Origin of the sequence: Pseudomonas sp. NPDC087598 (assembly GCF_044743525.1) — a bacterium.
Lineage (GTDB): Bacteria > Pseudomonadota > Gammaproteobacteria > Pseudomonadales > Pseudomonadaceae > Aquipseudomonas.
In genome coordinates this window covers 75,018-99,324 of record NZ_JBIUWQ010000010.1, presented here as the reverse complement: position 1 = coordinate 99,324, position 24,307 = coordinate 75,018, and the positions used below count along the sequence as shown (strand labels likewise).

Here is a 24,307-nt window from a genome sequence, read left to right as displayed (position 1 = left end):
TCGAGAAGACTTTTTGCAGGGACACCATGAGTCAAACTTCTCCACACGGGCAGCCCCCTGAGCTGAAAGCTGAAACCTTCAATCGCGACCTTTCGATTTTCCGACGCGCAATCGCCTACCTGTTGTCCAAGGCCCTTGAGGCACTTAGAGCCATCGACAGGCGTTCCTTCTTCAAGGGCAAAGAAGAAGGAATCAGGCTGGGCAATGACACAGGCTTGCTTGTCGGAAAGGAGCTCGGCTACGCAGACGGGTATGCAAAAGGGCGCGCCGTTCTAGAGATCAACGACCTGCGCTCAGCCGCATCATTGCCGGGAGAAGATCACTGCCTCTTTGACAATGAACTCATGCCCGTCACCGATGATATCAAGCAGAAAATGCGTGACGAGGTGTGGGAAAAACTTGATGAGAAAGAACAACCGAGCGATCAGCAGTGGGCGATGATTTTTGCCGACGCCACCTGTACATCCGTGATTGCTGGCGCGGGTTCCGGCAAGTCCACGACACTGGCCTTGCGTGTCGTACTTAAACACTTTCACCTGGGCATCCCCCTTCATCACATGCAGGTGACTACCTTCACCACTGAGTCTAAAAAAGACTTGCAGAAAAAGATGGTGAGGATTTTCAAATCGTGGGGCAAAGACCTGAGTGAAGATCAAACCAAGAGTTTGGTGCGCACATTTCATAGCAAAGTATTCGGCTTCATGAAAGCGTTCTCGGATGCGCCTATCGACTATTTCGATTTCTTGGGCGCAAAAAAATCAGGTGAGGATGAGGACGAGTTGGAAAACCCCTTCTCGTCAAAAATCACGACTGAGCAAGGATTGGTTCTTTCCCAAGTTTTCAATAGCCTTTACGAGAAAGACCTGACGTTCAAAAAACACATTCTGGATCTCTACAAATCGATCGTCTTCGTCAAGCCGGATCCTATGTCCGAGTCCATGCGAAACAGAAAAAATCACATTCTCGGCAAGATGTCCGAAAAGGATGAAGCCGTCTGCGATGAAATTGAGGCTGCATGGGTGGAGTTGGGTCTATGGCCAATTCCGGGTGTGGCCGAGCGTCGAACCTTCAGCATCGAGAGAAAACCCTTCATAGCCCATGGCTACTTGGAAGAGCTCGAAACGCTGGTAATTCTTGGTTGGCCGGACACGAAAAACCAGTCGGCCGAAATTCCCAGGCGCGAAGGTCAGACAGTGAATATCAAACAAGAGAGTTGGAGCCGCCAGGCGATGATTGGAGAATGTTATCGGGGGAAAAAATACATTCTCATCAATAACGTCATGGCCGCGAAGACACTGATGGGCAATGCCGAACACATGATCGTTCAGGATGCCGGTTTTGATTATCACTTGCCGGGTACGACTATCAAGGAAACGAAGCTGACCGAAGTGTTCTTTGCCGAAGGCAACTACATCGAGAACCTGGGTTTGGATGTGGTTCAGGCGATCGGTTCGTTGGATTTTACGCCGGGCGACCCACGCCAGCCTTTCTACCTCGCCTTGCAGATCTATTGGCGCGGCTTTCATGATTATCTGGAAAGCATGTCGCCCAAAAAATTGATCACCTTCAACAAGGCATTCGCACTGTTTGGCGAACACAATCCGGAGAATATCAAGCGCATTCCAACAGCTGAGCTAGACGGCATGCGGCACCTCATGATTGATGAGTTCCAGGACGTGTCCGGCCTGAACATTTCCTGGGTCCGGCAATGCTGCAAAGAGATACGTAATCGTAATCAAGGCCTGCCCGGATTGGGCAACAGTCTGATGGCAGTCGGCGACGACTGGCAAAGTATCTATGGCTGGCGCGGCAGCTCACCTCAGTATCTGATGGACTTCCATAAACATTTCCACGCCCATACACGCAACACTCTGTACATGCAGAACAACTACCGTTCCCATCAGACAATCATTGATGCTGCCGAACAAGTTGTCCGTCCCACCACAACCGATAAGGCTAAGCACGGGATTGCAGCGAACGAAAAAGTCGTTAATCAAAAGACGCCCGTATACATACACTACGTGGCTAAAGATAAAAAAATCATCGAACCGGACGCAACGATTCTGCAACTCGTCAGACAAGCCTATGACGACGGTCATAGCATACTGATGGTGTTTCGCGTTGGCGATGTTGAAAAAACATACCGAACCGCCCTGCGAGGCTTATTGAACGAAGCGCAAAAAAAACAGCGCAACGTCAAACTGATGACCTTTCACAAGTCCAAAGGATTGCAGGCGCAATCTGTTTTCGTTATCGGTGATTGTTTCTATAAACCGACGAAATCCAAACGCAACGACATTTACAGTCTCACCAACCTGGGCGATAAATCGCCAGCGTCTTATGACAACGCTCAATCAGATGAGGCACTGCGTTTAGCTTACGTGGGTATTACCCGAGCCGAACTCAAATGTCATTGGCTGGTTGACCGCGAGATCACCACAACGACCAAACAAAGCGGAAGTAATGCTTCGGGGTATGCCGATCTCAAATCCGGATGCTACAAAAAGTGGACTGATCAGGAAATATCCGGATTTTCAGCTCTTTCGCCGCAATAAGGTGCTGATCCAGAGGCGGCGAAAGCGTTAGGGCTAGGTGCCCAGCGTCAGGCCATTGGCCGGCAACGGCAACGCCGTCTTGTAGCGCACCTGCTTCAGCGCAAAACTCGAGCGAATGTTCGCCACCCCAGGCACTTTGGTCAGAAAGTCCATCATGAAACGCTCCAGAGACTGAATGGTCGGCACCAAAACCCGGATCAGATAGTCCGGGTCGCCGGCCATCAGGTAGCACTCCATCACCTCGGGGCGATCAGAAATCGCCTCTTCGAAATGCTGCAGCGCTTCCTCGACCTGTTTCTCCAGGCTGACGTGAATGAACACGTTCACATGCAGGCCCAGCAGGTCGGCGTCGAGCAACGTTACCTGCTCGCGAATCAGCCCTAATTCTTCCATTGCCTTGACCCGGTTGAAGCACGGCGTCGGTGACAGATTCACCGAGCGCGCGAGGTCGGCGTTGGTGATGCGCGCGTTCTCCTGAAGGCTGTTGAGAATGCCGATGTCGGTACGGTCCAGTTTGCGCATGAGACAAAACCACCTGTTTTTTATGTTTATGCAGAATTTCTATCTGCAAATGATCTTCAGCGCAACGAAACAGAGATAAATATTCTTCTTGCCCGCGCCTATGATTGTTGTAGGACAAGATTTCCTCTACCGAGGAATGACTGCCAGCTCACTACAAGAAATTCACAAGATCGAGCGTAGAAGCCATGACCCAAGCGTATGAACCGCTGCGTCTGCACGTCCCTGAACCTTCGGGCCGTCCAGGCTGCAAAACCGACTTCTCCTACCTGCATCTGACCGATGCCGGCACGGTGCGCAAACCTCCCGTTGACGTAGAACCCGCCGACACCGCCGACCTCGCCCGTGGCCTGATCCGTGTGCTCGACGATCAGGGTAGTGCCCTCGGCCCATGGGCTGAAAACGTGCCGGTCGAGATCCTCCGCAAAGGCATGCGCGCCATGCTCAAGACGCGGATCTACGACAACCGCATGGTGGTCGCCCAGCGTCAGAAAAAAATGTCGTTCTACATGCAAAGCCTCGGCGAAGAAGCCATCGGCAGCGCCCAGGCATTGGCGTTGAACATCGACGACATGTGCTTCCCGACCTACCGTCAGCAAAGCATCCTGATGGCCCGCGATGTGCCGCTGGTCGACCTGATCTGCCAACTGCTGTCCAACGAGCGCGATCCGCTCAAGGGCCGGCAGTTGCCGATCATGTACTCGGTCAAGGACTTCGGTTTCTTCACCATCTCCGGCAACCTCGCGACCCAGTTCATTCAGGGCGTGGGCTGGGGCATGGCTTCGGCGATCAAGGGCGACACCAAAATCGCCTCGGCGTGGATCGGTGACGGCGCCACCGCCGAATCGGACTTCCACACCGCACTGACCTTCGCCCACGTTTACCGTGCGCCGGTCATCCTCAACGTGGTCAACAACCAGTGGGCGATTTCGACCTTCCAGGCCATCGCCGGTGGTGAAGCCACCACCTTCGCCGGACGCGGCGTTGGTTGCGGCATCGCTTCGCTGCGGGTTGATGGCAACGACTTCTATGCTGTTTACGCCGCCTCTGCCTGGGCTGCCGAACGTGCTCGCCGCAACCTCGGGCCGACCATGATCGAATGGGTCACTTATCGCGCCGGCCCACACTCGACCTCCGACGATCCGTCCAAATATCGTCCTGCCGATGACTGGAGCCACTTCCCGCTGGGCGACCCGATCGCCCGTCTGAAACAGCACCTGATCAAGATCGGCCACTGGTCGGAAGAAGAGCACGCCGCCGTCAGCGCCGAGCTCGAAGCCGAAGTGATTGCCGCGCAGAAACAGGCCGAACAGTACGGCACCCTCGCCGGCGGTCAGATTCCAAGCGCCGCGACCATGTTCGAAGACGTCTACAAAGAGATGCCGGAGCACTTGAAGCGCCAGCGTCAGCAGTTGGGGATCTGACATGAACGATCACAACAACAATATTCAGCTGGACACCGCCATGACCACGACCACCATGACCATGATCCAGGCCCTGCGCTCGGCCATGGATGTGATGCTTGAGCGTGACGACAATGTGGTGGTATTCGGTCAGGACGTCGGTTACTTCGGCGGCGTGTTCCGTTGCACCGAAGGGCTGCAAACCAAGTACGGCACCTCGCGGGTATTCGATGCGCCGATTTCCGAGAGCGGTATCGTCGGCGTGGCCGTCGGCATGGGCGCTTACGGTTTGCGCCCGGTCGCCGAAATCCAGTTCGCCGACTACGTCTACCCTGCTTCCGACCAGATCATTTCCGAAGCCGCTCGCCTGCGTTATCGCTCGGCCGGTGAGTTCACCGCACCGATGACCTTGCGCATGCCTTGCGGCGGCGGCATCTACGGTGGCCAGACCCACAGCCAGAGCATCGAGGCGATGTTCACTCAGGTCTGTGGCCTGCGCACCGTCATGCCATCCAACCCATACGACGCCAAAGGCCTGCTGATCGCCTCCATCGAAAACGACGACCCGGTGATCTTCCTTGAGCCGAAACGCCTGTACAACGGCCCGTTCGACGGCCACCACGACCGCCCGGTAACCCCGTGGTCGAAACACCCGCAAGCTCAGGTTCCGGACGGTTACTACACCGTGCCGCTGGACGTCGCCGCCATCACCCGCCCGGGTAAAGATGTGACCGTGCTGACTTACGGCACCACCGTGTATGTCTCGCAAGTCGCTGCCGAAGAATCCGGCGTCGATGCCGAAGTCATCGACCTGCGCAGCCTGTGGCCGCTGGACCTGGAGACCATCGTCAAATCGGTGAAGAAAACCGGCCGTTGCGTGGTGGTTCACGAAGCCACCCGCACCTGCGGTTTCGGCGCCGAACTGGTGTCGCTGGTGCAAGAACATTGCTTCCACCACCTGGAAGCGCCAATCGAACGCGTCACTGGTTGGGACACCCCCTACCCGCACGCGCAAGAGTGGGCGTATTTCCCAGGGCCGTCCCGAGTGGGCGCGGCGTTGAAACGGGTCATGGAGGTCTGAATGGGCACGCACGTTATCAAGATGCCGGACATCGGCGAAGGCATCGCAGAAGTGGAACTGTCGCAGTGGCACGTCAAGGTCGGTGATCTGGTCGTGGAAGATCAGGTACTCGCGGACGTGATGACCGACAAGGCGATGGTCGATATCCCGTCGCCCGTGCACGGTAAAGTCATTGCCCTCGGCGGTCAGCCGGGTGAAGTGATGGCGGTCGGCAGTGTGCTGATCAGCATCGAAGTTGAAGGCGCGGGCAACCTGAAGGAGTCCGACAAACCGGCTCCGGTTGCGGCGAAAGAAACTGTTGCACCGAAGGTCGAAGCCGTCGTTGAGAGCAAGCCTGCTGTCGCCGCTCCGCGTCCGGCTGCTGCCGTTTGCCAGGGCCCGATGGTCGCCCGCGAAGCCGATGAGCGTCCGCTGGCCTCACCGGCCGTGCGCAAACATGCGCTGGACCTGGGCATTCAATTGCGCCTGGTCCGTGGTTCCGGCCCGGCCGGTCGCGTATTGCACGAAGACCTCGACGCCTATCTGGCGCAAGGTCAATCGAACGCATCGTCACCGGCAGGCGCCGCTTACGCCCAGCGTAACGATGAAGATCAGATTCAAGTGATCGGCATGCGCCGCAAGATCGCCCAGCGCATGCAGGATGCCACTCAGCGCGCTGCTCACTTCAGTTATGTCGAGGAAATCGACGTCACCGCGATCGAAGAACTGCGCGCCCACCTCAACGAAAAACACGGCGCCAGCCGTGGCAAGTTGACCCTGCTGCCGTTCCTCGTCCGCGCCTTGGTTGTCGCCCTGCGCGACTTCCCGCAGATGAACGCCCGTTACGACGACGAAGCCCAGGTCATCACCCGCCTCGGCGCGGTGCATGTCGGTGTTGCCACACAAAGCGATGTCGGCCTGATGGTGCCGGTGGTGCGTCATGCTGAAGCTCGCAGCCTGTGGGACAGCGCCGCCGAGATTTCCCGTCTGGCCAATGCCGCCCGCAATGGCAAGGCCAGCCGCGATGAACTGTCCGGCTCGACCATTACCCTGACCAGCCTCGGTGCACTGGGCGGCATCGTCAGCACACCGGTGCTGAACCTGCCGGAAGTGGCGATCGTCGGCGTCAATAAAATCGTTGAACGGCCAATGGTCGTCAAAGGCCAGGTGGTGATCCGCAAGATGATGAACCTCTCCAGCTCCTTCGATCACCGCGTGGTCGACGGCATGGACGCGGCGCTCTTCATCCAGGCCATCCGTGGTCTGATCGAACAACCTGCCACTTTGTTTGTGGAGTAAGGCTCGCATGCAATCTTTGAACACTACGCTTCTGATCATCGGCGGCGGCCCCGGCGGTTACGTCACGGCCATTCGCGCCGGGCAACTGGGCATTTCGACGATTCTGGTCGAAGGCCAATCGCTGGGTGGCACATGCCTGAACATCGGCTGCATCCCGTCAAAAGCGCTGATTCATGTGGCCGAGCAGTTTCACCAGACTCAGCACCACAACCAGCATTCGGCGCTGGGTATCAGCGTCTCGGCGCCGACGCTCGACATCAGCAAAAGCGTCGAGTGGAAGGACGGCATCGTTGATCGCCTGACCACTGGCGTCGCTGCCCTGCTGAAAAAGAACAAGGTTCAGGTCATCAACGGCTGGGCCAAGGTGATCGATGGCAAAACCGTCGAAGTCGGCGACACCCGTATCCAGTGCGAACATCTGGTGCTGGCCACCGGTTCGACCAGCGTCAATCTGCCGATCCTGCCGATTGGCGGGCCGATCATCTCCTCCACCGAAGCCCTGGCGCCGAAGTCGGTACCGAAACGCCTGGTTGTGGTTGGCGGTGGTTATATCGGCCTGGAGCTGGGCATTGCCTATCGCAAGCTGGGTGCCGAGGTCAGTGTGGTCGAAGCGCAGGATCGTATCCTGCCGGCCTATGACGCGGAACTGACGCAACCGGTGCATGACGCACTGAAACAGCTGGGCGTGAAGCTGTATCTCAAGCACAGCGTTCTAGGCTTCGACGGCACGTTGCAAGTGCGCGATCCCGAAGGTGAAACCCTTAACCTGGAAACCGATCAGGTGCTGGTCGCCGTCGGTCGCAAACCGAATACCCAAGGCTGGAACCTGGAAGCCTTGAATCTGGACATGAACGGCTCGGCGATCAAGATCGACAGCCGCTGCCAGACCAGTATGCGCAACGTCTACGCCATCGGTGACCTCAGCGGCGAGCCGATGCTGGCGCACCGTGCCATGGCCCAGGGCGAAATGGTCGCTGAACTGATCAGCGGCAAAAACCGCGAATTCAACCCGACCGCCATTGCCGCCGTGTGCTTCACCGACCCGGAACTGGTGGTGGTCGGCAAGACGCCGGACGAGGCCAAGGCTGCGGGGCTGGACTGCATCGTTTCCAGCTTCCCGTTCGCCGCCAACGGTCGGGCGATGACCCTGGAATCGAAAAGCGGTTTCGTGCGCGTGGTCGCTCGTCGCGACAATCATCTGATTGTTGGCTGGCAAGCGGTGGGTGTCGGGGTTTCGGAATTGTCGACGGCGTTTGCGCAAAGCCTGGAAATGGGTGCGCGGCTGGAAGACATCGGCGGCACCATTCATGCGCATCCGACCTTGGGTGAAGCGGTGCAGGAAGCGGCGCTGCGTGCATTGGGGCATGCGTTGCACCTGTGATTCAGATTTATTGAGGGTGGCTGTGATGGCCCCTTCGCGAGCAGGCTCGCTCCCACAGGGGAATGCATTTCAAATGTGGGAGCGAGCCTGCTCGCGAATTCTTGAGGTCAACACGAACTATCTGTCTGTCATCCGATAGTCCGGGCTGCGAAACCGCTCAAGAATGAAGTATTGTTGTGCCCATCCAAAAAACGTCAGAAGCCTTGAACCGTTTCGACGGTTGTTCAGTGATAGAGGGTGTCATGGGTAACGAAAGCATCAATTGGGACAAGCTGGGTTTTGACTACATCAAGACCGACAAACGCTATCTGTCGTACTTTCGCGATGGCGAGTGGGACAAAGGCACCCTGACCGAAGACAACGTGCTGCACATCAGCGAAGGCTCGACTGCCCTTCACTATGGTCAGCAGTGCTTCGAAGGCATGAAGGCCTATCGTTGCAAGGACGGCTCGATCAACCTGTTCCGCCCGGACCAGAACGCCCTGCGCATGCAGCGCAGCTGCGCGCGTCTGCTGATGCCGACGGTCGACACCGAGCAGTTCATCGAAGCCTGTAAAGCCGTGGTTCGTGCCAACGAGCGCTTCATTCCGCCATACGGCACCGGCGGCGCGCTGTACCTGCGTCCGTTCGTGATCGGTGTGGGTGACAACATCGGCGTGCGCACCGCCCCCGAGTTCATCTTCTCGATCTTCTGCATTCCGGTCGGCGCCTACTTCAAGGGCGGCCTGACCCCGCACAACTTCCAGATCTCCAGCTACGACCGCGCTGCCCCACAAGGCACCGGCGCAGCCAAGGTCGGTGGCAACTACGCCGCCAGCCTGATGCCGGGCTCGAAAGCGAAGAAAGCCAACTTCGCCGATGCGATCTACCTCGATCCGATGACCCACACCAAGATCGAGGAAGTCGGTTCGGCCAACTTCTTCGGGATCACCCACGACAACAAGTTCATCACCCCGAACTCGCCGTCGGTACTGCCGGGTATCACCCGTCTGTCGCTGATCGAACTGGCAAAATCGCGTCTGGGCCTGGAAGTGGTTGAAGGTGATGTGCTGATCGACAAGCTGTCGGACTTCAAAGAGGCCGGCGCTTGCGGTACTGCAGCCGTGATCACCCCGATCGGCGGCATCAGCTACAACGACCACCTGCACGTTTTCCACAGCGAAACCGAAGTCGGCCCTGTTACCCAGAAGCTTTACAAAGAGCTGACTGGCGTGCAGACCGGCGACATCGAAGCGCCAGCGGGCTGGATCGTCAAGGTTTGATCTGACGGCCCAGACGTAAAAAAGCCCCCATCGAGTGATCGGTGGGGGCTTTTTATTTGAATCTTGGATTTTCATTTCAACGCAATCCGCTTGCCTGTGCGACTGGCAATCCCGCTCGCTTGCCCATCCTGCTGTTTGCCCATGCGCGCCTGAGTGATCAACTGCGGGATCAACTCCCCCTCCGGCAAATTCTTCCAGAACCGCACCGGCAGATGCCCTTGCATCACTTTAGGATTCAACCGCGCCGGGTTGAAGATGTGGCTGTAATAGGTCAACCACAAATCACCGTGCGGATCGTCAACGTTCTGTGCCAATTGTTGCCATTCAGTCGGGCACTGGCGTTCGTGAATCAGTCGTTCGCCGTCGTAATAAACGCCATCACGCGGCGTAGCGATCAGCCAACGGTGGCGGCCCATACGCCCGATGAAATGCTCACTGGCACGGTGCAGAATGTCGTGAGCCGGTTCGTGCCACGCCACATATTGTGGGCCGGGTAGATCTTTCGGTCGTTCGATGAAGCGCACGAATGCATGCAAATGATGGGCTTCGCGGCTTACTTGCTTGATCCGCCGCTGCAACTCGCTGCCGAGTTTGTCGCCGGCCATCATCGCCGTGCGATCACCGTGGCTGACTCGCCAGAGCACTTCATACAGCAGGCTCCAGCGTTGATCGCCGCGGTATTGCGCGGCCTGTTCCAGTGTATCGAGCAGCGTACGCGGGATTCGCGCCTGAAACGGCCCCTGCCCCTCAGGTGCGTGATCATCGCTGGCAAACAGATCGGCCACCCCTTCCGAGGCCCAGCTCACCACGCTCGGATCGATTTCATGACTGAGCAGCCAGCGCGCCTGCTGACGCCAGGTGTCGAACAGGTCATCGCAATCGAGATTGATCATCCCCACAACCCCATCTGCTGCGGTGCCGGCCGGTCGCGCAATTGCTGGTAGAGCAAATGACTGGTCACTTCGGCCTGCTGTGGGTGGTAGTCGCTGGTGATAATGAACGGCTTGGCCTTGGCCAATACGCAACGCATGCGTGCGACGTCTTCGTAACGAATCCGTCGTTGCCGGCGCAACTCCACCAGCCGCTCGGTGGTGCGCAGGCCGATGCCGGGAATACGCGCAATCAACGAAGCCTCGGCGCGATTGAGATCGAGCGGGAACACCTCACGATTCTGTAGCGCCCATGCCAGTTTCGGATCGATGTCGAGCGCCAGATTGCCCGGCCCCTTGAGCAGTTCGTCGGCGCTGTAGCCATAACTGCGCAAGAGAAAATCAGCCTGATACAAACGGTGTTCACGCATCAGCGGCGGCGCGGCCAGCGGCACGCTTTTCGGGCTGTCGGGGATCGGACTGAACGCCGAGTAGTAAACCCGGCGCAGACGGTAGTTGCCGTACAACGCCTGCGCGCCGTGGAGGATCGTGCTGTCGTCGGTGTCATCGGCGCCGACGATCAACTGCGTACTTTGCCCCGCCGGAGCGAATTTTGGGCCGCGAGGTTCGTTGAGTACGGTTTGCTCGCCGGTGTAGATGGTTTGCATGGCCTGCTTGATCGAGCCAATGTTTTTCTCCGGCGCCAGGGTCTGCAGGCTGGCATCGGTCGGCAGTTCGATATTGACGCTCAGGCGATCGGCGTAACGTCCCGCCTCTTCGATCAGCGCAGGATCGGCATCGGGAATGGTCTTGAGGTGGATATAACCGCGAAATTCGTGCTCTTCACGCAGCAGCTTTGCCACCCGGACAAGCTGTTCCATGGTGTAGTCCGCCGAGCGAATGATGCCGGAACTGAGAAACAGACCGCTGACGCAGTTGCGCCGATAGAAGTCCATGGTCAGCGTGACCACTTCCTCGGGCGTGAAGCGTGCGCGTGGTACATCGCTGGAACGGCGATTGACGCAGTATTGGCAGTCGTAGAGACAGAAATTGGTCAGCAGAATCTTCAACAGCGAGACGCAGCGCCCGTCCGGCGTGTAGCTGTGGCAAATGCCCATGCCATCGGTCGAGCCCAGGCCACTCTTGCCCTCGGAACTGCGCTTGGGCGCACCGCTACTCGCGCAGGAAGCGTCGTACTTGGCGGCGTCGGCGAGGATGCTGAGCTTGTCGATGATTTGCATGGCTACGACTCGATACTGGTTATGCGTACAGTATCGAGTCTATCGGATGAGCACAAGGTGCAAGACCAGATCAAAAGATCGCAGCCTTCGGCAGCTTCTACGCGACTCAGCTATAGACAGTCCCTGTAGATACTGCCGCAGGCTGCGATCTTTTGATGTCAGCCTCTACCGGCAACTCGATGCCGAATCGCGCACGGATTTCCTTACGCCCCAGCGCCGTCAGCGCCAACGCCCGACTGTCGAGATCCTGCGTCAGCCATTTGCGCTTCAACGCCACCTGCAACAACGCAGTCCCCAGCGAACCCCCGAGATGCGGTCGGCGCATGCTCCAGTCCAGACAGGGGCAGGCGAATTTACGACGCAACGTCGACAGATCGCCGACCTCAACCCCCAGCTCGGCAAACAACGCCTCGCCACTGGCGCTCACGCAATACGCCTGCTCATCGGTTGCCTGCAGCCATCCCGCCTCGATAAAGCGGTCATGCAGCAGCACCGCCAGTGTCCCGGCCATGTGGTCGTAACAGGTGCGGGCGAATTGCAGGCGATCCGGCGTGTGCGGCTTGAAGGTCGGCGTGGCGCTCTGGCCGATCACCATCAACGCTTCCAGGGCCTGGGCGACACGCGTGTCGGCGAGGCTGTAATAACGGTGGCGGCCCTGGACATGCAGACGCACCAGCGCCAGATCCTTGAGCCTGGCCAGGTGCGCGCTGGCGGTGGACGCGCCGACCTCGGCAATCGCCGCCAGCTCGGTGGCGGTGCGGGCGTGGCCGTCCATCAGCGAACAGAGGATTTTCGTGCGGGCCGGTTCGGCGATGGCGGCGGCCACCTGCGAGACGCCGATGTCTTGATGTTCTGCGTGCATAGTTCGCTCCCGGACGAATCATCGCCGTGACTGAGTGGAGATAGTAGCAACACTTTCCCCCACGACAAGGCTGCGAACCATGGACCCGATCATCGCTGCGACTCACGCCGATCCTTATCCCTACTACGCAACGCTGCGCGCCGAGGGTGGGCTGACGTTTCATCCCGGCCTGAAATTATGGGTCGCCAGCAGCGCTCGCGCGGTTTGCGCGGTACTGGCGAATGCCGAGTGCCGGGTGCGTCCCGCGCAGGAGCCCGTGCCCAAAGCGATCGCCGAGGGCATCGCCGGCAACGTCTTCGGCCAGTTGATGCGGATGAACGACGGCGAGCGCCAGCGTTGCCCGCGTTCGGCCATCGAACCTGCTTTGGGGCTGATCGATCAGGACGAGATCCGCGCACGGGTGAGCGCACGGCTGATCAGCACAGACGCGGACGGTCTATATAAAGCCATGTTCCGTGGCCCAGTGTGCGTGGTCGCGGCATTGCTCGGGTTCAGCCCGGCGCAAAGTCGGGCAATCAGTGACCTGACCGCCGATTTCGCCGCCTGTCTGTCGCCGCTGAGCAATGACCTGCAATTGGCGGCGGCGCACCTCGCAGCAGAACAACTGCGGGGTTACTTCATCGAATTGCTGGCCGAATCTGCCGGGTACAGCGCTTTGCTTGCGCGAATCCGCCAGCACTTCAATGGCGATGAAGAAACCCTGATCGCCAACCTGATCGGCCTCTGCTCGCAGACATTTGAAGCCTCCGCAGGACTGATCGGCAATGCGCTGGTGGCGCTGCAGCGAAATCCTCAACTATGCGCCCAGCCCGTCGAAGCCCTGCTGAGCGAAGTCCAGCGCTTCGACCCTTCGGTACAAAACACCCGACGCTTTGTCGCGGCGTCCTGCGAAATCGATGGCATACGCATGGAGGCTGGCGATGTGATTCTGGTGCTGCTGGCCTCGGCCAACCGCGATCCGGCGCTGAACGAAAATCCCGATATGTTCCTGCCGGACCGGAAGAACCGCCGCAGTTTCAGTTTTGGCAGCGGTCGGCATCAGTGTCCGGGGCAAACATTGGCGATGGGCATTGCCAGTGCGACGCTGAGGCAAATTCTCGATCATGGCGTGGAGCTGGATCGCCTGAGCTGGCACTACCGGCCTTCACTCAATGGGCGTATTCCGCTGTTCGTTTTTGTCGGCGCCTGAACGGACGTCTTCGCGAGCAGGCTCGCTCCCACAGGGAATTGCATTCCAGAGGTGAGAATGGGGCTTGCTCGCGAAGACGGCAGGTCAGTCACCACACAATCAACGGTCAGGCTGCCAGTTGCAGGATCAACCAGCTATTGGCGCCGCTGATCAACACAAACAACCCCCACGCCAGCACGCGGGTCGGCCAGCGGTTCACAAACGGCCCCATCAGTTGTTTATCGTTGGTCATGCGAATCAGCGGATACAAGGCGAAGGGCAGTTGCAGGCTCAACACCACCTGGCTCATCACCAGCAATTTGCCCACCGCGCCGTCGCCCATCAGCCACACGCCGATAAACGCCGGAATCAACGCCAGGCCTCGGGTGATCAGGCGTCGTTGCCAGCAGGGAATCCGCAGGTTCAGATAGCCCTCCATGATTACCTGGCCGGCGATGGTGCCGGTGAAGGTCGAGCTCTGGCCGGACGCGAGCAGCGCCACGCCAAACAACACGCTGGCGAGCGCGCCGCCGACCAGCGGATCGAGCAAGTGATAGGCGTCCTGAATGTCCACCACATCGGTGTGCCCGGTCTTGTGAAACGCCGCCGCCGCGAGAATCAGAATCGCCGCGTTAACCAGCAGCGCCAGCGCCAGCGAGCCAATCGTGTCGATGCGTGCGAGTTTTACCGCGTCCTGTTTGCTCGCCAGATCCTTGCCGATCATCCGCGTCTGCACGATCGAGGTATGCAGATAAAGGTTATGCGGCATCACCGTGGCGCCGAGAATGCCGATCGCCAGGTACAACGGCGCCGCATCGCTGATCGCCGCGAGTGACGGTTTGAAACCCTGGGCGACGTCCGGCCAGTAGGGTTTGATCAGCACCAACTCGACGAAGAAACACACGCCAATGGTGGCGACCAGCACCAGCATGATCGCTTCCAGTCGACGGAATCCGCGGTTCTGCAGGGCCAGCACCAGCAGCGTATCGAACGCGGTCAGGGCAATGCCGAAGGTCAGCGAACAGCCGAGCAGCAAATGAAACGCCAGCGCGCAGCCGAGGACTTCGGCAAGGTCGGTGGCGATGATCGAGATCTCCGCCAACACCCATTGCAGGCGCGCCGTCGGCGTGCTGTAGCGCTCGCGGGACAATTGCGCCAGATCGCGCCCGGTGGCGATGCCCAGCCGCGAGCACAGGCATTGCACGACCATGCCCGCCAGACTCGCCAGCAACACCACGAACAACAAGCTGTAGCCAAAACGCGATCCGGCTTCGATGGCCGTCGCCCAGTTACCCGGATCCATGTAGCCGATCGACACCAGCAAACCGGGGCCGGCGAAGCTCAGCACCCGCTTGAAAAACGCGGCATTGGGATCAACCGTGACGCTGCCGGCGACTTCCGGCGGGCAAAACGGCGCGGTGGCAATTTTGGGTAAGCTGAATTTCACGCACACATCCAGAAACAAGTTGCAATGGCGCAGCTTAGACGTTTCGGGCTGAGCCTTGAAGGGCAAAAGATCGCAGCCTTCGACAGCGCCTACAGATTTACCGACTCACACCCAGCAACTGCTGACGCAACTCGGGGCTGCGCGTTCGCGGATCCAGCCAGATATCAAAAAAAGCCCGGGCAAACTGCGGATCATCGATCTCATGTTGTAACTGCTGCCCGACAAAAAAACGTGCGCCCTGCCCCGGCAGATAAACCCCGGTGATGCGCGTGCCGGCCTGTACATCGACAAACGACTGCTGCATCTGGATTTGCCAACCGGCGAGTTGCGCGGCGCTGATGTTGCTGCCAGCCAGACGCTTGATTTCATCGACGCTGGCTTTCACCAGGTCGTCGCGGGAAATGGTCCGGCGATAGATCAGTTCCAGAGCAAACGGTTGGTCCGGTGCCAGCGGCCGCGCAGCGCTCCACAGGCGAGCGTTGTAGACATCAAAACCCCACACGCTGAAATCGCCGGTGCCAATGATCTGCGCGCCCGGCACCGCGTCCTGCCAATTGGCCCAGGTCGGGGTCAGCAGCAACGCCCACAAGCCGATGCCGCAGCATCCACGCAACACCTTCGGTGTTCTGTTCATCGCGGCATCGACTCCGGCAAAACCCTGATAATCAGAGCATAGCCACGAATCGCCAACCGAGTTTTGTATACAGTTTTTGTACAACAATGCAGCAATCCGTCAGCACCAGTGCTAACGTGGCCCCACTCTTACCCGACGGAGACACCTGCGTGCTGATCCTCAAACTGCTGCTGATTCCCGGTTTCCTGCTGCTGATTTCGCTGGCCGGCAAGCGTTGGGGGCCAAGCGTGGCCGGGTGGCTGTCGGGCTTGCCGGTGGTGGTCGGGCCGATTCTGTTTTTCCTCGCCATCGAGCAAGGGCCGCAGTTTGCCGCGCACTCGGCGGTGGCCGCGTTGTCGGCGATGTTCGCGATGATTGCGTTCTGCATCACCTACGCGCAGGTCGCCCAACGCGCGAACTGGCCGTGGGCGTTATGCGTTTCGCTGGCTGTCTGGGCTGCGCTCGCGTGGCTGCTGTCACTGATTCCGGCTTCATTGCCATTCTCGGTAATCGCCGCGGCCATTGCGTTGTTGGCGGCGCCCTACCTGTTTCCCGACGTGCAACCGGCGCTGAACGGCCCGGCGCCGAAGTCGGATCGACTGATCTGGCGAATGATTGCTGGTGCGGCATTGACGCTGGTGGTGACGATGCTGGCCAGTACCGTCGGCGAACGCTGGAGCGGACTGCTGGCGGTGTTCCCGGTGCTGGGCAGTGTCATGGCGGTGTTTTCCCAGCAGACTCGCGGCCCGGCGTTTACTGCCGCGCTGCTACGGGCAACGGCGACCGGGATGTATTCGTTTTCGGCGTTTTGCCTGGTCTCGGCGCTGACCTTGCCGAGCCTGGGGCTGACCGGATTTGCCCTAGGTGTTGCCGTGTCGGTGGCCATGCTTGGTGTGACCCGCAAGTTGCTCGCCAAACCGGCGCCGGTGAGGTCAACGCGAACGTCTGAAGGCTGAGGTTATTCCTGTGGCGAGGGAGCTTGTCTAATCGTCGCACCGTCCCGCTGGGATGCTTAGCAGTCGCAAAAAAGCGGGGGGCGCTGCGCACCCCAGCGGGAGCAAGCTCCCTCGCCACAGGGAATCAGTCACTTCATGTACGTGAGTCCGGACGAGCCGGGCTGGAGTGCCAAGGCGCTGCGTGGGATGATCGCCCGCCTAGGCACGACCACTTCCCGGAGATTCGAATGACATTGTTGAGCAAAAAAGCTGTCGTCCTGTTGCTGGCGGCAGTCGCCGGCCTCGGCGCCATCAACGCTCAGGCCGCCAAGGCCAAGGAAAAAGCCACGACCGAGAAGGTCTCGATGCTCAATGGCAAGTTCACCTTCACGCTGCCAAAAGGCTTCGTCGCCGATCCGCTGCCGGCCAGTCCGACGGGCGCCACGGGCACGATGTACACCAATCAGGCCACCAAAACCGTGGTGATTGCCGCCGAAAACCAGATTCCCGAAGGCAACAACGTCAAGGACAACGACAGCGAGTTCCTCGACGGCACCGTCGCTGACTTCGTTGATGCCCAGCGCAAGGCGCTGCCGGACTTCAACAAGCTCAGCGAAAAAAGCCTGACCCAGAAAGGCACAGGCCTGGGCCTGCGTCAGGTCGACAGCACCGCCACTCAGGGCGGCGGCCAGACACTCAACACGACGTTGATGGCCGGTTCCGGTACACGCATGGCGCTGGTCCAGGTCATTTCCCGGGTCAGCGACAAAAAAGATCACGACGCGCTGGTGAAAACCATCCTCAAGGATTGAGTTGCTGCAACCATGCGTTCAAATCCCGTAGCTCGGCCGCACTGATGCTGTGGCCGACGCCAGGATAGGCGTGAAACTGCGGGGTGTAGGCGAGTTTCTGCAACAGTTCATTGGCCGCTACGCCGTCGTGGTACGGCACGCGATCATCAGCCGTGCCATGACCGATGAAGATGCTCAGTGGCAGCGGTTGTTGCGCGGTCTTCAGTTCGGTTTTCAACACTGGCAACAACCGTCCGCTCAACGCCGCGATACCGCCCACGGCCACGGGCGGACGCAGTCCCACCTCGTAGGTCATCATCGCGCCCTGGCTGAAGCCGATCAGGTACACCTTGTCCGGAGTGGTGTGATATTTCTTCGCCGCTTGCGCAACAAAATCCCGAAGCTTCTGGCCACTGGCCTTCAGATCATCAGTCTCGCCGTTGTAGGCACCTTCGCCTTTCTTGCGAAACCATTGGAAACGCCCTTCGCCCAATGCCAACGGCGCCTGCACTGACAGGTAGTTGTATTGCGCGGGCAGTTGGAATTTCATCCCGATCAGATCGGCCTCGTTACTGCCGTAGCCATGCAGGAAAATCACCAGCGGACGCGGATCGGCGTCGGTGTGAACCTGTTCGATGTACTTGAGCGGTAGATCGGATTGCAGCGTGGTTTGAGCGTGGACGGCGGTGGACGCCAGCAGGGTCAACAGAGCAAACACCTTCAACATAGAGCCTTCCTTTCACAGAGTGTCGGGTTCGGGGGGGAGCCTAACATCCTGGGCCAGGGATCCTAATGCTGTGGCGCCGTCAAAACCGCCATCGCTGGCGAGCCAGCTCCCACAGGATTTGTGTGAATACAATATCTGTGAACACCCTCAATCACTGTGGGAACTGGCTTGCCAGCGATGAGGCCATCAAATCCAATGAAGGGCTATGAATTGGGTGTTGTTGATGGCCCCTTCGCGAGCAGGCTCGCTCCCACAGGAGAATACATTTCCAAAGTGGGAGCGAGCCTGCTCGCGAAAGGGCCAAAATATCCAGCGAAGATCTGTCAGTCGTTAGTCAGTTTGCCCGTGCGAAACGGCACCCGCCCCGCCACTTTCGCCTGCCAGATCCCCGGCTCGGTATAACGCCCGCGATCAATCGCGAACAACACGCCACTGGTGCCGGCGCGCACGGTGGTCACGCGGTCCTGCAACGGATCGACCACCTCAAACAATGCATCGCCCTTCTCTACCCACTCGCCCGCGCTACGCAGGAAACTCACCACGCCATGGTGCGGCGCGAACAGGTATTCGGTGCCCTCGAACGGCAGGCCTTCGCAGCACTCGCTCGGCGCCGCCGGCCACTCGCCGCTGATGAAACCCTGCTCCGCCAGAAAACCGAGAATCGCCTCGCAGTTGGCCTGAGCTTGATCGACCCGGGTGTCGCCCATGCTGCCCAGTTCCAGCGTGGTAGCGAGGTTGGCCGCTGGAATCGCCGCGTTCGGGAAGGCTCGCGCCAGACGCAACCACGGCGTCGAGCAGGATTCATCGAACGAGCTGCCGCCGGAATCTTCACACAACAGCGCCACGCCAGCCTTCAGCCGCGCCGCCAGCGATTGCCACTGCGGCCAGTGTTGCGGCAACGCATAGATGTGAATCGCGGCGTCGAAATCGCAGTGCAGATCGAGGGTAATGTCGGCATCGCAGGCATGCCGCAGCAGCAAGCGGTGCAGTGCCTCCAGTTGCGACGCCGCTGGCGGCAGTTCATCGAAGACCTGGCCCATGGCCTCGCGGATCAAGGCGACGTTGGCCTCGGCGTCAGCGCCCAGACGCTCGCCGATCAACGCACCGACCGGCGCACTGAGTTCGACGAAGGCGCGGTTGAAGTTCTTGCCGCTGCCCAGTTCGAAGCGCCCCATGTGCGCGCCTTGCAGGTGTTGATCGAGGCCAATCGGGTTGGCGACCGGCACCAGTTCGATCACGCCTTGCAAGCGACCTTGCGCTTCCAGTGCGTTCAAACGTTGCTTGAGTTCCCATGCGGTGCGCATACCCGGCAGTTCATCGGCATGCAGGCTGGCCTGGATGTACACCTTGCGCGTGCCGGCGCCATAACGAAACACACTCAGGGAGCGCTCGCTGCCCAGGTGACTCCAGGGCAGAACATGATCGATGCGTTGCATAAGAAAACTCCGCGAACTCTGTAGGAGTTGCCGCAGGCTACGATCTTTTGATCTTGTTTTTAAACATCAGCATCAAAAGATCGCAGCCTGCGGCAGCTCCTACATTGGAAAGGTGTGGTGGAGGATAAATCATGGGCACAAAAAAAGTGGCCACCGGATAACCGGGGCCACTTTTTTTACGGCGTATTAATGGCCGTATACGTCAAAGTCGAAGTACTTGTCCTGCACTTGTTTGTACTTGCCGTTGGCGCGAATTTCGGTGATGGCCTTGTTGAACTGCTCAGCCAGCGCGGTATCGCCCTTGCGCACTGCAATCCCGGCGCCGCCGCCGAAGTATTTGGCGTCTTCGTAGGTCGGACCGACGAATTCGAAGCCTTTGCCAGCGTCGGTTTTCAGGAAACCGTCACTGAGGTTGACCGAGTCGGCCAGCATCGCGTCGATACGCCCGGAGACCATGTCAAGGTTGGCTTCCTGTTGCGAGCCGTAACGCACCAGGTCGATCCCGGCCGGGACCAGCACTTCAGTGGCGTAACGGTCGTGGGTGCTGGCACGCAGCACGCCGACTTTCTTGCCCTTGAGTTCGGTCAGCGGATCTTTGACACCGGAGCCTTCCTTCATCACGAAGCGCGCCGGGGTGTGGTAGTACTTGATGGTGAAGTCGACGTTTTTCTTGCGGTCGTCGGTGATGGTCATCGAGGACAGGATGGCGTCGATTTTCTTCACTTTCAGCGCCGGGATCAGGCCATCGAATTCCTGCTCGACCCAGGTACATTTGACTTTCATCTGCTCACACAACGCATCGCCGATGTCCACGTCAAAACCGGCCAGTTTGCCGTCAGGGGTTTTCATCGAGAATGGCGGGTAACCGGCTTCGATACCGATGCGGATCGGCTTGGCGTCTTCGGCCACAGCGGTCAGGGACAACATCGACAGTGCCAGGGCACCAAACATCACTAGCTTCTTCATTTATAACTCCTGTGTGCGGAGGCTTTTATTGGCAGCTTTCGATTCAGCGTTCGGTCATGGCCATTTAGCGGCAAACTCCGAAGTGGCCGGCAGTCTATGGCGGCGCGCACAGGGTAAATTGTGTTGAAGCGACAAATACTTATAGAAAATCGGCGAGCCGATTGACCGGAGTCAACAGGCGCGCCGTCGTGGTGCAAAGGCTGTAGGACAAGCCCTCAAACAGCACAAAAATCCCCTGTAGGAGCTGCCGCAGGCTGCGATCTTTTGACCTGGTTTTTTAGCAACAAGATCAAAGGATCGCAGCCTTCGGCAGCTCTTACAAAGGCATTAGCATTCGCAGGGGATGGGCGTGTTTGCCGCTGTAGCCACGCTCAGTTCGAAGCCTTCATCCAGCCATCCGGTCACGCCGCCGATCATCTCTTTGACCGGGTACCCCAACGCCGCCAGTTTCACCGCAGCCTTGTTCGCGCCGTTGCAATGCGGGCCGGCGCAATAGACCACGAACAACGTGGTTTTCGGGTAGCCCGCCAGCGCCTCTGCCGTGAGCGACCGCGTCGGGAAATTGATCGCCCCCGGCACATACCCGCGTTCGAAGGCGAGCGGCCCGCGCACGTCGACCAGGACAAAATCCACCTCACCGGCCTCCTGGCTACTGAAGACGTCGGAACAATCGGTTTCGAAGGTCAGACGATTGCTGAAGTGCATCAGCGCGATTGCCGACGGAGCGGCAGGGATGTCGCGAACCAGACTGGTCATGGGGTTTGCTCCTTTATCTGAACGGGTGTGCACAGACTTTATCGAGCGCCCGCTTGCCGCTACAGTGGCGGACAAGACACTCACCGGGAATTTTCCGCCAAATGCCGACATCACCAGGTCTGGTCGCAATTCTGGCCTACGACGGCCTCTGCACCTTCGAGTTTGGCATTGCCGTGGAGATCTTCGGCCTGGCCCGGCCGGAGTTCGATTTCCCGTGGTACACGCACGCCATTGCGGCGGTCGATCAAGGCCCGATGCGTGCCTTGGGCGGCATTCAGGTATTGGCCGATGGCGGTCTGGAACTGCTCGCCGAGGCGCGCACCATCATCATTCCTGGCTGGCGTGATCGCAATGCCGAGGTGCCGCAAGCGCTGCTCGATGCCTTGCGTCAGGCCCATGCCCGTGGCGCACGGTTATTGTCGATTTGCTCGGGGGTGTTTGTGCTGGCGGCCAGTGGCCTGCTCGACGGGCATGCCGCCACCACGCATTGGCGCTATACCACGGAACTGGCGCAGCGCTTCCCGGCAATTGCAGTCGATGCGGATGTGCTTTACGTCGACTCAGGCCAATTGATCACTTCGGCGGGCAGCGCGGCCGGGATTGACGCCTGTCTGCATCTGGTGGCGCGGGACTTCGGCACGCAAGTCGCCAACTCGGTGGCGCGGCGACTGGTGATGTCGCCGCAGCGTACCGGTGGCCAGGCGCAGTTCATTCCGACGCCGGTCAGCCCAACGCCGCGCAACGATCTGTCACGGGTGATGCAGTGGGCGCGCGAGCGCTTGCATGAGCCGTTGGAGGTGCGCGATCTGGCCAGTGAAGCGGCGATGAGCGAGCGCACGTTTTTGCGGCGGTTCACCGAGGCCAACGGGCAGTCGCCCAAGGCGTGGTTGCAGCATGAACGGCTGGCGCGAGCGCGGGAGTTGCTCGAGAGCACGGCGCACAACACCGAGCAGATTGCCGAGCGCTGCGGGTATCGGTCAGTGGAGAGTTTTCGTGTGGCGTTTCGCGGGGTGGTGGGAGTGCCGCCGTCGGTGTATCGGGAGCGGTTTGGGCGTGGGGTGAAGGTCAGTTCCTGAGGTGATTTTCAGGGCCTCTTCGCGAGCAGGCTCGCTCCCACCTTTTGAAATGCATTTGCCCTTGTGGGAGCGAGCCTGCTCGCGAAGGCATCCGGTAAAACGCAGCATCATTTAGGCATCAGCCATGAGGCTACAGCGCCTTGCGCCTTTGCCTACAACTACGCCAGAATCCGCCGGCTTGTGCGGCTTGAGGGGTGCCGGTAACTTGGTTCGCGTCGCTGAATGTTCAGTGATCGGGTTTAGTCGCTCGGTGTTTTCTCAAGTTCGCAAGCTGTTATTCAGTCTGGCATTTCCATGCCTGCACTCAATGGCGGCTATGCGCAGGGCGCTTTCGAGCGCGCCGGTAATGCTTGGGATCCCGGTCGACTAACCTGCGTATAGCTGCCACCTAATGTTTAGTCGCAGAACGGCGTCAGCCTCATTGAGGTTTCCCAGCATATGTTCAAATTACTCCGAACCCGCCCGAAACAGGCGCGGAAATCGATCCAAATCCTACGTCCCCCTATTCCACGCCGGGCTCCAGAAAACTCCACGACGCCGCCGAACGCGCCCTCGATCACTACCTCAAACCGACGCCTCCTTCGCCACCGCGCAGACCCAGCACCATGTTCCTCGTTGACCCGAACACCGGCACCGAAGAGCTCATGGCCCACGCCTGCGAATCCATGGCCTCGGCCAGCATCATGCTCAGCGACTTCGCCGCCCTGCTCGACTCGCCCTACCGCAACACCGTGCTCGGCATCCAGCAAGTGGTGATGCTCGGCGAACTCGCGGTCAACCGCGCCCTCGATAAACTCGACCCCGACCTTAGGCAATGACCATGACCCAAAAAACAGATGCACAAGTCGTCGCGGCGTTGGTAGCCATGGGCTTCAACGAACGCGACCGACGCTGGGCGCAGAACACCTGCCTGGTGCTCTTCGAAAGCGAACGAGAAACCATCGTCGCCTCCGCCGTCACCGTCCTCGCCCAACTCGATGAACTGGAAATCGACGCCGTCCTGCCGGCGCTGCGCCGAGTGAGCCGCCGATTCCCCTCACTGCAAAGGACGGTGGCCGACACCTTGGCCGAGATGGCGCACGCAGCCTGATTGACCGCGTGATCGCTCTTCGCGAGCAGGCTCGCTCCCACACTGGATCTGCAGAACCACCGCAATCACTGTAGGAGTGAGCCTGCTCGCGAAGCTTTCTTTCTGCCGACGAATATCTGAAAGCCAAACCCCAGGAAGGCCCAAGCATGAAGGAACATCACCCCCGCTTCCCGCGCTACTCAAGTGTCTGGGATGCACTGGAAGACACGCCGCAGGATGCCGCCAATATGCGTCTGCGGGCCAAGCTGATGCGCACGCTTTGCGAGACCATCCGGGCTTGGGAGCTTCCTCAAAAAGAAGCAGCCAAACGCTTGGGCATTACCCAGCCGCGGCTCAACGATGTGCTCAATGGCAAAATCGACAAGCTCTCTCTGGATGCGCTGGTCAATCTGTCTGCCGCAGCAAAGCTTGAGGTAGACATTTGCTTCCCGCTGGGTCAGCCGTTGCAATGGGCTTGATACGGACAACATCAATGTCGTCACCCCAAGACGCCATATCGACATTCACAGGGGAGTTGAATAATGGAATTAAAGAGTCATCTGGCTTACTACACCGAAGAGGAATTCAAGTCTCTGATTCAGGCAATTGAAGATGCTCGGACCGAGGATGAACGCGGTGAGCTCGTCGATCACTTCAACAAGATTGTCCCCCATCCAGCTGGAAGCGACTTGCTGTTCTACCCGGAGGCTGGCGAGGATGACTCACTAGATGGTGTGACACGCGCTGTAAGCGACTATTGCCATGCTAATGGACTACAGGGTTTCAAGAGCTGACAAGTCAGGAAAGGCCCGCTCTGGCATTTGTCTCGGCGGGCCAAAAAGTTTTTCCTGAGTGGTCAGTCAGGTTGAAAA

The 24,307-nt window shown here is 59.2% G+C and carries 24 protein-coding genes; 14 read left to right on the top strand and 10 right to left on the bottom strand.

Going from position 1 to position 24,307, the window contains the following annotated elements; all coding sequences use genetic code 11:
• Positions 1–26: 26 nt before the first annotated feature.
• Positions 27–2,555: a UvrD-helicase domain-containing protein gene (locus ACIOWE_RS08310; RefSeq protein WP_401389689.1), complete on the top strand. Its 2,529-nt coding sequence runs from the start codon at positions 27–29 to the stop codon at positions 2,553–2,555.
• Positions 2,556–2,588: 33 nt separating this feature from the next.
• Here ACIOWE_RS08310 and bkdR read toward each other — a convergent pair whose 3' ends face one another.
• Positions 2,589–3,077: a Bkd operon transcriptional regulator BkdR gene (bkdR, locus tag ACIOWE_RS08305; RefSeq protein WP_008059350.1), complete on the bottom strand. Its 489-nt coding sequence runs from the start codon at positions 3,075–3,077 to the stop codon at positions 2,589–2,591.
• Between the two features lie 185 nt (positions 3,078–3,262).
• On the opposite strand from bkdR, the gene ACIOWE_RS08300 reads away from it, so the two are divergent.
• The 5 genes from ACIOWE_RS08300 (at position 3,263) to ACIOWE_RS08280 (ending at position 9,479) form a co-directional block, all read left to right on the top strand.
• Positions 3,263–4,498: a 3-methyl-2-oxobutanoate dehydrogenase (2-methylpropanoyl-transferring) subunit alpha gene (locus ACIOWE_RS08300; protein WP_401389686.1), complete on the top strand. Its 1,236-nt coding sequence runs from the start codon at positions 3,263–3,265 to the stop codon at positions 4,496–4,498.
• Position 4,499: 1 nt separating this feature from the next.
• The gene (locus ACIOWE_RS08295; protein ID WP_401389683.1) at positions 4,500–5,558 is read left to right on the top strand and encodes an alpha-ketoacid dehydrogenase subunit beta; all 1,059 of its coding nucleotides are present in this window, start codon (positions 4,500–4,502) and stop codon (positions 5,556–5,558) included.
• Positions 5,559–6,836: a dihydrolipoamide acetyltransferase family protein gene (locus ACIOWE_RS08290; RefSeq protein WP_401389680.1), complete on the top strand. Its 1,278-nt coding sequence runs from the start codon at positions 5,559–5,561 to the stop codon at positions 6,834–6,836. It abuts the gene before it with no gap.
• 7 nt (positions 6,837–6,843) lie between these two features.
• Positions 6,844–8,217 carry a dihydrolipoyl dehydrogenase gene (gene lpdA / locus ACIOWE_RS08285; protein ID WP_401389677.1) on the top strand — a complete coding sequence of 458 codons (1,374 nt, stop codon included), beginning with the start codon at positions 6,844–6,846 and terminating at the stop codon, positions 8,215–8,217.
• A gap of 242 nt (positions 8,218–8,459) precedes the next feature.
• Positions 8,460–9,479: a branched-chain amino acid aminotransferase gene (locus ACIOWE_RS08280; RefSeq protein ID WP_008086978.1), complete on the top strand. Its 1,020-nt coding sequence runs from the start codon at positions 8,460–8,462 to the stop codon at positions 9,477–9,479.
• A gap of 71 nt (positions 9,480–9,550) precedes the next feature.
• Here the strand turns inward: ACIOWE_RS08280 and ACIOWE_RS08275 are convergent, their stop codons facing one another.
• The 3 genes from ACIOWE_RS08275 to ACIOWE_RS08265 form a co-directional block, all read right to left on the bottom strand.
• A complete protein-coding gene (locus tag ACIOWE_RS08275; RefSeq protein ID WP_401389674.1) occupies positions 9,551–10,372 on the bottom strand; it encodes a TIGR03915 family putative DNA repair protein in 822 nt (273 codons plus the stop codon).
• Entirely contained in the window at positions 10,369–11,589 is a 1,221-nt protein-coding gene (locus ACIOWE_RS08270) for a putative DNA modification/repair radical SAM protein (RefSeq protein WP_401389671.1), read from the bottom strand. Before ACIOWE_RS08270 ends, ACIOWE_RS08275 begins: the two co-directional genes overlap by 4 nt.
• Before the next feature lie 106 nt (positions 11,590–11,695).
• Positions 11,696–12,451, bottom strand: coding sequence for an ArsR/SmtB family transcription factor (locus tag ACIOWE_RS08265; protein ID WP_401389668.1), 756 nt, complete (start codon positions 12,449–12,451; stop codon positions 11,696–11,698).
• A gap of 79 nt (positions 12,452–12,530) precedes the next feature.
• Between ACIOWE_RS08265 and ACIOWE_RS08260 the strand changes: the two genes are divergently transcribed.
• The gene (locus tag ACIOWE_RS08260) at positions 12,531–13,640 is read left to right on the top strand and encodes a cytochrome P450 (RefSeq protein ID WP_401389665.1); all 1,110 of its coding nucleotides are present in this window, start codon (positions 12,531–12,533) and stop codon (positions 13,638–13,640) included.
• 106 nt (positions 13,641–13,746) lie between these two features.
• Here the strand turns inward: ACIOWE_RS08260 and ACIOWE_RS08255 are convergent, their stop codons facing one another.
• Complete coding sequence (locus ACIOWE_RS08255; protein WP_401389662.1) at positions 13,747–15,066, bottom strand: Nramp family divalent metal transporter; 1,320 nt, start codon at positions 15,064–15,066, stop codon at positions 13,747–13,749.
• Between the two features lie 97 nt (positions 15,067–15,163).
• Positions 15,164–15,700, bottom strand: coding sequence for a chalcone isomerase family protein (locus ACIOWE_RS08250; RefSeq protein WP_201237752.1), 537 nt, complete (start codon positions 15,698–15,700; stop codon positions 15,164–15,166).
• Between the two features lie 149 nt (positions 15,701–15,849).
• Between ACIOWE_RS08250 and ACIOWE_RS08245 the strand changes: the two genes are divergently transcribed.
• The gene (locus ACIOWE_RS08245) at positions 15,850–16,635 is read left to right on the top strand and encodes a hypothetical protein (protein WP_401389659.1); all 786 of its coding nucleotides are present in this window, start codon (positions 15,850–15,852) and stop codon (positions 16,633–16,635) included.
• Positions 16,636–16,862: 227 nt separating this feature from the next.
• On the top strand, positions 16,863–17,426 hold the full coding sequence (locus tag ACIOWE_RS08240) for a hypothetical protein (protein ID WP_401389656.1): 564 nt from the start codon (positions 16,863–16,865) through the stop codon (positions 17,424–17,426).
• On the opposite strand, the gene ACIOWE_RS08235 is transcribed toward ACIOWE_RS08240, so the two are convergent.
• The 4 genes from ACIOWE_RS08235 to ACIOWE_RS08220 all read right to left on the bottom strand — a co-directional run bounded on the left by ACIOWE_RS08235 (position 17,416) and on the right by ACIOWE_RS08220 (position 21,290).
• Positions 17,416–18,132 carry an alpha/beta hydrolase gene (locus ACIOWE_RS08235; protein ID WP_401389653.1) on the bottom strand — a complete coding sequence of 239 codons (717 nt, stop codon included), beginning with the start codon at positions 18,130–18,132 and terminating at the stop codon, positions 17,416–17,418. The genes ACIOWE_RS08240 and ACIOWE_RS08235 overlap by 11 nt on opposite strands.
• A 323-nt stretch (positions 18,133–18,455) precedes the next feature.
• Complete coding sequence (locus tag ACIOWE_RS08230; RefSeq protein WP_401389650.1) at positions 18,456–19,568, bottom strand: succinylglutamate desuccinylase/aspartoacylase family protein; 1,113 nt, start codon at positions 19,566–19,568, stop codon at positions 18,456–18,458.
• 186 nt (positions 19,569–19,754) lie between these two features.
• Positions 19,755–20,534 (bottom strand): ABC transporter substrate-binding protein, encoded by a 780-nt coding sequence (locus tag ACIOWE_RS08225; protein WP_305438483.1) that lies wholly within the window; start codon positions 20,532–20,534, stop codon positions 19,755–19,757.
• A gap of 327 nt (positions 20,535–20,861) precedes the next feature.
• The gene (locus tag ACIOWE_RS08220) at positions 20,862–21,290 is read right to left on the bottom strand and encodes a rhodanese-like domain-containing protein (RefSeq protein ID WP_401389647.1); all 429 of its coding nucleotides are present in this window, start codon (positions 21,288–21,290) and stop codon (positions 20,862–20,864) included.
• 101 nt (positions 21,291–21,391) lie between these two features.
• Here ACIOWE_RS08220 and ftrA point away from each other — a divergent pair, with 101 nt between their 5' ends.
• From ftrA to ACIOWE_RS08195, 5 genes are all read left to right on the top strand, one after another.
• Positions 21,392–22,366: a transcriptional regulator FtrA gene (gene ftrA, locus ACIOWE_RS08215; protein ID WP_401389644.1), complete on the top strand. Its 975-nt coding sequence runs from the start codon at positions 21,392–21,394 to the stop codon at positions 22,364–22,366.
• Positions 22,367–22,812: 446 nt separating this feature from the next.
• Positions 22,813–23,184: a DUF6124 family protein gene (locus ACIOWE_RS08210; RefSeq protein ID WP_401389772.1), complete on the top strand. Its 372-nt coding sequence runs from the start codon at positions 22,813–22,815 to the stop codon at positions 23,182–23,184.
• Positions 23,181–23,456: a hypothetical protein gene (locus ACIOWE_RS08205; RefSeq protein WP_401389641.1), complete on the top strand. Its 276-nt coding sequence runs from the start codon at positions 23,181–23,183 to the stop codon at positions 23,454–23,456. Before ACIOWE_RS08210 ends, ACIOWE_RS08205 begins: the two co-directional genes overlap by 4 nt.
• A gap of 146 nt (positions 23,457–23,602) precedes the next feature.
• Positions 23,603–23,914 carry a helix-turn-helix domain-containing protein gene (locus ACIOWE_RS08200; RefSeq protein WP_401389638.1) on the top strand — a complete coding sequence of 104 codons (312 nt, stop codon included), beginning with the start codon at positions 23,603–23,605 and terminating at the stop codon, positions 23,912–23,914.
• Positions 23,915–23,977: 63 nt separating this feature from the next.
• Entirely contained in the window at positions 23,978–24,229 is a 252-nt protein-coding gene (locus ACIOWE_RS08195; protein WP_401389635.1) for a bacteriocin immunity protein, read from the top strand.
• Positions 24,230–24,307 lie beyond the last annotated feature (78 nt).

Excerpts from the sequence above, each read along its gene's own strand:
- lpdA (WP_401389677.1), top strand. The coding sequence starts at position 6,844 with ATGCAATCTTTGAACACTACGCTTCTGATCATCGGCGGCGGCCCCGGC.
- ACIOWE_RS08265 (WP_401389668.1), bottom strand. The coding sequence starts at position 12,451 with ATGCACGCAGAACATCAAGACATCGGCGTCTCGCAGGTGGCCGCCGCC.
- ACIOWE_RS08240 (WP_401389656.1), top strand. The coding sequence starts at position 16,863 with ATGACATTGTTGAGCAAAAAAGCTGTCGTCCTGTTGCTGGCGGCAGTC.
- ACIOWE_RS08230 (WP_401389650.1), bottom strand. The coding sequence starts at position 19,568 with ATGCAACGCATCGATCATGTTCTGCCCTGGAGTCACCTGGGCAGCGAG.
- ftrA (WP_401389644.1), top strand. The coding sequence starts at position 21,392 with ATGCCGACATCACCAGGTCTGGTCGCAATTCTGGCCTACGACGGCCTC.
- ACIOWE_RS08290 (WP_401389680.1), top strand. The coding sequence starts at position 5,559 with ATGGGCACGCACGTTATCAAGATGCCGGACATCGGCGAAGGCATCGCA.
- bkdR (WP_008059350.1), bottom strand. The coding sequence starts at position 3,077 with ATGCGCAAACTGGACCGTACCGACATCGGCATTCTCAACAGCCTTCAG.
- ACIOWE_RS08195 (WP_401389635.1), top strand. The coding sequence starts at position 23,978 with ATGGAATTAAAGAGTCATCTGGCTTACTACACCGAAGAGGAATTCAAG.
- ACIOWE_RS08310 (WP_401389689.1), top strand. The coding sequence starts at position 27 with ATGAGTCAAACTTCTCCACACGGGCAGCCCCCTGAGCTGAAAGCTGAA.
- ACIOWE_RS08205 (WP_401389641.1), top strand. The coding sequence starts at position 23,181 with ATGACCATGACCCAAAAAACAGATGCACAAGTCGTCGCGGCGTTGGTA.
- ACIOWE_RS08250 (WP_201237752.1), bottom strand. The coding sequence starts at position 15,700 with ATGAACAGAACACCGAAGGTGTTGCGTGGATGCTGCGGCATCGGCTTG.
- ACIOWE_RS08260 (WP_401389665.1), top strand. The coding sequence starts at position 12,531 with ATGGACCCGATCATCGCTGCGACTCACGCCGATCCTTATCCCTACTAC.
- ACIOWE_RS08275 (WP_401389674.1), bottom strand. The coding sequence starts at position 10,372 with ATGATCAATCTCGATTGCGATGACCTGTTCGACACCTGGCGTCAGCAG.
- ACIOWE_RS08270 (WP_401389671.1), bottom strand. The coding sequence starts at position 11,589 with ATGCAAATCATCGACAAGCTCAGCATCCTCGCCGACGCCGCCAAGTAC.
- ACIOWE_RS08300 (WP_401389686.1), top strand. The coding sequence starts at position 3,263 with ATGACCCAAGCGTATGAACCGCTGCGTCTGCACGTCCCTGAACCTTCG.
- ACIOWE_RS08295 (WP_401389683.1), top strand. The coding sequence starts at position 4,500 with ATGAACGATCACAACAACAATATTCAGCTGGACACCGCCATGACCACG.
- ACIOWE_RS08235 (WP_401389653.1), bottom strand. The coding sequence starts at position 18,132 with ATGTTGAAGGTGTTTGCTCTGTTGACCCTGCTGGCGTCCACCGCCGTC.
- ACIOWE_RS08225 (WP_305438483.1), bottom strand. The coding sequence starts at position 20,534 with ATGAAGAAGCTAGTGATGTTTGGTGCCCTGGCACTGTCGATGTTGTCC.
- ACIOWE_RS08280 (WP_008086978.1), top strand. The coding sequence starts at position 8,460 with ATGGGTAACGAAAGCATCAATTGGGACAAGCTGGGTTTTGACTACATC.
- ACIOWE_RS08200 (WP_401389638.1), top strand. The coding sequence starts at position 23,603 with ATGAAGGAACATCACCCCCGCTTCCCGCGCTACTCAAGTGTCTGGGAT.
- ACIOWE_RS08220 (WP_401389647.1), bottom strand. The coding sequence starts at position 21,290 with ATGACCAGTCTGGTTCGCGACATCCCTGCCGCTCCGTCGGCAATCGCG.